The organism is Flavonifractor hominis (assembly GCF_040095835.1).
In the GTDB taxonomy this organism is placed as follows: Bacteria; Bacillota; Clostridia; order Oscillospirales; family Oscillospiraceae; genus Flavonifractor; species Flavonifractor hominis.
The window spans coordinates 328,934-334,987 of record NZ_JBBMFT010000004.1; the positions used below are offsets into that span (position 1 = coordinate 328,934).

Consider the following 6,054-nt stretch of genomic DNA (forward strand, 5'->3'; position numbering starts at 1 on the left):
CAGTCGGGGACCGTTGTGCAACAAAAAGTTTTTTGGCGTGTTACCGGTTAGATTCCCTGGTTCTGGGGGATATCGGGCAGAGAGTCAAAGCCCTTCTGCAGGTCGGCATCGGTGGGGACATAGTCGGTCATTTTGCCGCTGAGGTAGTTTTCGTAGGCGGTCATGTCGAAGTAACCCGTGCCGGTCAGACCGAAGAGGATGGTTTTGGCCTCGCCGCTTTCCTTGCACTTGAGGGCCTCGTCAATGGCGCCGCGGATGGCGTGGGCCGACTCGGGGGCGGGAAGGATGGTCTCATGCTTGGCAAAGAACACAGCCGCCTCAAAGACACGGGTCTGTTCGTAGGCCACCGCCTCCATATATCCATCGTGGTAGAGTTTGGAGAGAATGGGGCTCATGCCGTGATACCGCAGGCCGCCGGCGTGGTTGGCGGAGGGGATGAACCCGCAGCCCAGGGTGTACATCCGGGCCAGGGGGGTGACCTTGCCGGTGTCGCAGAAGTCATAGGCATACTTGCCGCGGGTGAGAGAGGGGCAGGAGGCGGGCTCCACCGCCACGATGCGGGGATGTTTCACGCCCTTGAGCTTGTCGGCCATAAAGGGAGCGATGAGACCGCCCAGGTTGGACCCGCCGCCGGCACAGCCCACCACCACGTCGGGGTATTCGCCCAGCTGCTCCATGGCCAGCTTGCTTTCCAGGCCGATAATGGACTGGTGGAGCAGCACCTGGTTGAGCACGCTGCCCAGCACATAGCGTTTGGTACCGCCGCTGCCCACAGCGGACTCCACCGCCTCAGATATGGCACAGCCCAGGCTGCCGGTGGTACCCGGGTTTTCTTCCAGGATCTTTCGCCCAATGTCAGTGGTAGGAGAGGGAGAGGGAGTGATGGAGGCGTCGAAGACACTCATCACGGCCTTGCGGAACGGCTTCTGCTCATAAGAGCATTTGACCATAAATACATCGCAGGTCAGTCCGAAATAGGAGCAGGCCTCACTAAGGGCAGTACCCCACTGGCCGGCCCCGGTTTCGGTGGTGACGCCGGTGAGGCCCTGCATCTTGGCGTAATAGGCCTGGGCTACGGCGGAGTTGAGCTTGTGGGAGCCGGAGGTGTTGTTGCCCTCAAATTTATAATAAATCTTCGCCGGGGTATCCAGCGCCTTTTCCAGAGCATAGGCCCGGATCAGGGGAGAGGGGCGATACATCTTGTAAACTTCCTGGATGGGTTCCGGAATGTCCACATATTCCGTGACTCCGTCCAGCTCCTGCTTTGCCAGCTCCTCACAGAAAATGGGGGAGAGGTCGGCCACCGACAGGGGCTGGAGGGTGCCGGGATGGAGCATGGGGTCGGGCTGCTCGGCCATGGCAGAGCGGAGGTTGAACCATTTCTGAGGCATCTGGTCCTCGGTGAGATACAAACGATGGGGGATCTTGGTCATGTTCATGCACTCCTTTTGTTCTGGTTTTGCGGGAGAGGGCATGAAAAAAGCCCTCGTCCCAAATTCATCTCTGGGACAAAGGCCATAAACCTCTGCGGTGCCACCCGGATTGACGTATGGAATCACCATACGCCCACTCGCTTTCGCATGCCAACCAACACGCGCTCCCCTGATAACGGGCGGAGTCCCCGTCTCGCTACTCGGTTTCCCTTTCGCTGTGCCCTCCAAAGTCCATTCACCCGGACGCCGCCTGCCGCGATCCCACCACCCGCAGCTCTCTGTGAGGCCTTGATACCGGACTACTCCTCTTTTTCATCGGTTTGTCTGTTTAATTTGCTACAGTATAGGACGGACGGCGGCGTTTGTCAAGCCCCTTTTTAAAACGGATTTCTCCCAATCTGCTTTGCCTTGCCTGGCCCGGCTGCCGGTATATTTAAAAAAGCGGCGGGTATTGCCCGGGGAAAAGGGGGACATACTACAAAAAGTTGGCACAGCCAAACGACCGTGCAGGGAGGCGAGGCATATGGGGATCTTCGGCCGTCGACGTGAGGCGGACGCACCCCACCCGAGAAAGAAGCCCCGGTTTGACGGGCCGCTGACACTGGAGCGGCTGAAGGAGATCTTCCGGGACTGCGTGGACTTTGTCCAGCGACCGGTGCAGGTAGGAGGTGACCCGGCTCACAAAATTACCCTGTGTTATTTGGCCAGCATGGTAAAGATGGAGCGTATCAGCGACTATATCCTCCGGCCCCTGGCCCAGGATGAAGCGCTGGCCGGCGTACCTACCGCGGCCCAGGCCATGGAGCGCATGCGGGATGGAGCACTGTACAATCTGTGGGCCGCCGAGCGGGATACCTTGGACACCGCTGCGGCAGACCTGGTAGCGGGGTGGTGCCTGCTGTTCTTTCCAGGGGAGACCCGGGTGCTGTCCTTCTTTGTGGGAACCGAGGAAAAGCGCTCCATCAGCGCACCCAGCAATGAGACTGTGCTCAAGGGGGCCCGGGACGCCTTTGTGGAGAGTGTGCGCACCAACACCAGCATTGTGCGCCGCCATCTCAAGACTCCCGATCTGCGCATCCAGGAGCAGACGGTGGGACGGCAGTCGCTGACCATGGTGGACATTTTATATATAGAGGGCATTACCGACCCGGCGCTGGTAGAGCGGGTGACCGGCCAGCTGGCGGACATCGACATTGATGCCGTGCTGGCCACCGGCAACATTGAGGAATATATTGTCCCCGCCGTGTCTACCGCCTTTCCGCTCATCCAGTACACCGAGCGCTCCGACCGTTTCTGCGCCGGTCTGGCTGAGGGACGGGTGGGCATCCTGATCGACGGATTGCCGCTGGGGTATCTGGCCCCGGGGGTACTGGGGGACTTTCTCCGGGCCCCGCAGGACAAGTCCAGCAGTTGGATGCTGGCCACGGTTTTGACGGTGCTGCGCTACGTGTGTATGCTGGGGACCCTGCTGCTGCCGGCTCTCTATATCGCCATGGTCACCTTCCATCAGGAGATGATCCCGACACGACTGGCCCTGTCCATTATTGCGGCCAAGCAGGACGTGCCGTTTCGGTCGGTGTTTGAGGTAATTGTGCTGCTGCTGGCGTTTGAAATTTTGCAGGAGGCTGGACTGCGCCTGCCCCAGTCTATCGGCCAGACCGTCTCCATCATCGGCGGACTGGTGGTGGGTTCGGCTGCGGTAGAGGCCAAAATCGTCTCGCCAGCGGTGCTGATCGTGGTGGCCATCGCCGGTATCGCCGGGTACACCATGCCCTCTCAGGAACTGGCAGGGGCCCTGCGGATCTGGCGTTTTCTGCTGGCCCTGTGCGCCAGTGCGGCGGGACTGTTTGGAACCATCATGGCCGCGGCCGCTTTGGTGGTCCATCTGGCGGGGATTGAGAGCTTCGGAGTCTCCTATCTGACCCCCTTTGCCGCCAATGCAGGTGAGCAGGTGGAGGGGCACGCCGTCCTGCGGGAGCCGCTGCCTCAGGTTAAGCAGCGCCCTGCGGCCCTGCGCACCCGCAACCGGAGGAATCAGCGATGAGGCGGGCAGGTGTGTTGCTGCTGGCCGGGTTGCTGATGCTTTCATCCAGCGGATGCCGGCGGTATGCCGGGATGCTGCCCTATGCCCGGGAGATCGAGGACATGCAGCTCATGCAGACCCTTGGGGTGGACGGCGACGGAGAGCAGGGGGTAGCCGTTACTGCTTCCAGCGGGCAGTGGGATGGCCAGGCAGCTCAGGTGGTCTCCGGCGAGGCCGGGACCATCAGTGCTGCGGTGCTCTCCATGCAGGCCGAGGGGTCCTCCTACCTCTACTTTGGCCATGTAGGCCAGCTGCTGCTGGGGGAGGAACTGGCCGGCCGGGGGGCGGGAGAGTGCCTGGACTATGTGCTGCGGGACGTGGAGACCCGGCTGGACACCGCCCTCTATCTGGTGCAGGGCGGCACTGCCCGGCAGGCCATTGAGGCTGCCGCTCAGGACGGTTCGGCCGCAGGGCGGCTGGAAGCCATGGCCCAGGATGCGGGACTGTTGGCCTGGTCCATGCCGCGGACGGTGAACGAAGTCCTCTCTGATCTGACGGAACAGGGTGCTTCCTTTGCGCCTGCCATTCAGGCCGACAGCAGCCTGACCGCCGTGGGGTATGGCATTTTAAAAGATGGAAAGCTGGTCGGCTGGGCCGAGGGGGAGGCTGCCTTGGGCATCAATCTGCTTCAAAGCCGCATGGACGCCGACGTGGTGGAGCTCCCTCTGCCCGATGGCGGTACCGCGGCCTTGCGGGTGGTGGGCGCCCGCACCTCGGTGCGCCCTGTATGTGAAAACGGGACGCTCACTGGCCTGCGTGTGGAATGCCGGGTGGACGCCAACCTGGCCGAAGGACAGGCCAATCTGGAAGAGCGGAGCCTCCATGCCGCATTGGAGAAGGCCCTGGAGGAGCGGGAGAGCCAGCGTATCCGGGCGGCGCTGGAGCTGGCCTGGCAGCTGGATGCTGACTATCTGGGCCTGCTGCGCACGGCGGCGCTGGTCCGCCCCTGGCTCAAAGACCAGCTGACCGGCCGGGATACGCTGGATGGGCTGAGCTGGGAGGTGTCCGTCACGGCGGACCTGCAGCGCAGCTATGAAGCGCGCTGAGACGATACAAGAAAGGTAGTGGCCCCATGTCCGACGATCACATTTCCATGCGCCAGGTGCTGACGCTCCTTTTTTCTGCGCTGCTCTCACCAGCAATCCGTCTGCTGCCCGGCCGCACTGCGGAGGCGGCGGGCACGGCGGCCTGGCTCACCTCTCTGGCTGCCCTGCCGGTGCTGCTGGGGTTGTGTTGGGTGCTTTTTTTCCTGCTGCGTCCGGCGGAGGGAAAGCCCCCGGTGGGCCTGGCGGGGGTGTTGGTGGAGGTGTTCGGACGGCCGGTGGGCAAGACCCTGTGCGTGCTCTATCTGCTGTGGGGGATCTTCCTGCTGTGTGCCAATACCAGGCTGGTGGCCTTGCGCTTTCTTTCCACCAGCTACCGCAACGCCCCGTTGGGGCTCTTTATGGTGGTGCTGCTGGCGGTCACCCTTTGGCTGACCTTGAAGCCTGTACGGGTTCTAGCCCGGGTGGGGGAGATCTTCTACCTGGCGCTGGCCATTGGGCTGGGGGCCGCCCTGTTCTTCGGCGCATTTCAGATCCGGCCCAGAAATGTGCTGCCTGTCTGGGTGGAGGATGTGCCCGGCGTGCTCTCCGGGGCGGTGCCCGTACTGGGGCTGCTGGGATATGCAGTCTTTGCCGCCTTTATGAGTGAACATGTGCGTCCCCGAGCGGGAGACCGCCGACATGCTTTGCGCTGGGCCGCAGTGTTCTGCGTGGTACTCACTGCGCTGCAGCTGGTGTGCCTGGGCAGTTTTGGCCCCGGCCTTACTATACGGATGGACAGTCCCTTTTTTATGATGGTCAAAGGAATCGGTGTGGAAGGGACCTTTCAGAGGGTGGAATCTCTCTTTATTTCTCTATGGGTGCTCTCTGATCTGGCACTGCTGGCGTTCCTTACCAGCGCATGCGCCTCGCTGGTAAAGAGTACCTTTGCCAGACCAAGCCGCCGGTGGGGAACCGTGGTTATTGTAATTGTGGCATTGCTGGGCGCACTGCTGCTGTTTCCTGACGTATTTCTTCTGGACAAAATCACCCGTTGGATCATCCTGCCTGGCAATCTGATATTCGGCTTTTTGCTGCCTGCTTTGACGCTTTTGACCAAACGGCTGCGCCGTCAGGTATAAAGAGAGCATATCTTGGGGAAACTAGCGGAGGAAACCGGGTATATATTGTGTATACCTGGAGCTATAAAAAAAGTTGAAGAAAAACGGAAAAAAGGTGTTGACAAAAGGGAGGAAAGCTGGTATTCTATCTGAGCGCCTCACGAGAGGGCACTGAAAACTGAGAAATTGAGGAAGAGACCGAGGTAGAACCTGGACGGACTTCCGAAAGAATCAGAAAAAAGTGCTTGACAAACTCGAGGGCGTGTGGTAAACTAAATGAGTTCGCGTCGGAAGATACGAACGAGTTTGAAAAGGACAGAAATCAAGCGATTCGGAGCGAAAAGCTCTGAAAAAACTTGAAAAAAGTTCTTGACAAACGAAAAACGAAGTGCTAA

At 60.4% G+C, this 6,054-nt stretch carries 4 protein-coding genes; 3 read left to right on the forward strand and 1 reads right to left on the reverse strand.

The window, feature by feature from the left end:
* Positions 1 to 47 precede the first annotated feature (47 nt).
* Positions 48 to 1,433 (reverse strand): TrpB-like pyridoxal phosphate-dependent enzyme, encoded by a 1,386-nt coding sequence (locus WMO45_RS09170; RefSeq protein WP_349140370.1) that lies wholly within the window; start codon positions 1,431 to 1,433, stop codon positions 48 to 50.
* A gap of 523 nt (positions 1,434 to 1,956) precedes the next feature.
* Between WMO45_RS09170 and WMO45_RS09175 the strand changes: the two genes are divergently transcribed.
* The 3 genes from WMO45_RS09175 to WMO45_RS09185 are packed head-to-tail and all read left to right on the forward strand — an operon-like array spanning position 1,957 to position 5,680.
* Complete coding sequence (locus WMO45_RS09175) at positions 1,957 to 3,477, forward strand: spore germination protein (RefSeq protein WP_349140371.1); 1,521 nt, start codon at positions 1,957 to 1,959, stop codon at positions 3,475 to 3,477.
* The gene (locus tag WMO45_RS09180) at positions 3,474 to 4,562 is read left to right on the forward strand and encodes a Ger(x)C family spore germination protein (RefSeq protein WP_349140373.1); all 1,089 of its coding nucleotides are present in this window, start codon (positions 3,474 to 3,476) and stop codon (positions 4,560 to 4,562) included. The genes WMO45_RS09175 and WMO45_RS09180 overlap by 4 nt, the downstream gene beginning before the upstream one ends.
* Positions 4,563 to 4,588: 26 nt before the next feature.
* The gene (locus WMO45_RS09185) at positions 4,589 to 5,680 is read left to right on the forward strand and encodes a GerAB/ArcD/ProY family transporter (protein ID WP_349140375.1); all 1,092 of its coding nucleotides are present in this window, start codon (positions 4,589 to 4,591) and stop codon (positions 5,678 to 5,680) included.
* The last annotated feature ends 374 nt before the right edge of the window (positions 5,681 to 6,054 follow it).